A 272-nucleotide genomic window follows, 5' to 3' on the forward strand; every position below is an offset into this window, starting at 1 on the left:
GCATGAAGCTGTATGACGTATCGCAGCTGCCGGTGATGGATGGCGACCAGCTGGTCGGCATCGTCGACGAAAGCGAAGTGCTGCTGCATGTGTACGGGGACGAGTCGCGGTTCCGCGACAAGGTCTCCTCCGCCATGGTCAGCAAGCTGGACCGGCTGGACGTGAAATCGCCGATCGAAGCCCTACTGCCGGTGTTCGATCGCGTCCAGTTGGCCATCATCATGGATGGTGGCAGCTTCCTGGGGCTGATTACCCGGATCGACCTGCTGAAA

1 protein-coding gene is annotated in these 272 nt (G+C 60.3%); it reads left to right on the top strand.

What is annotated here, in order from left to right; translation table 11 throughout:
• A partial coding sequence (locus tag ACQG3P_RS19780) for a CBS domain-containing protein (protein WP_426805993.1) occupies positions 1-272 on the top strand: 272 nt, incomplete at both ends.

The organism is Stenotrophomonas sp. SrG (assembly GCF_050031795.1).
Taxonomy (GTDB): Bacteria; Pseudomonadota; Gammaproteobacteria; order Xanthomonadales; family Xanthomonadaceae; genus Stenotrophomonas; species Stenotrophomonas rhizophila_A.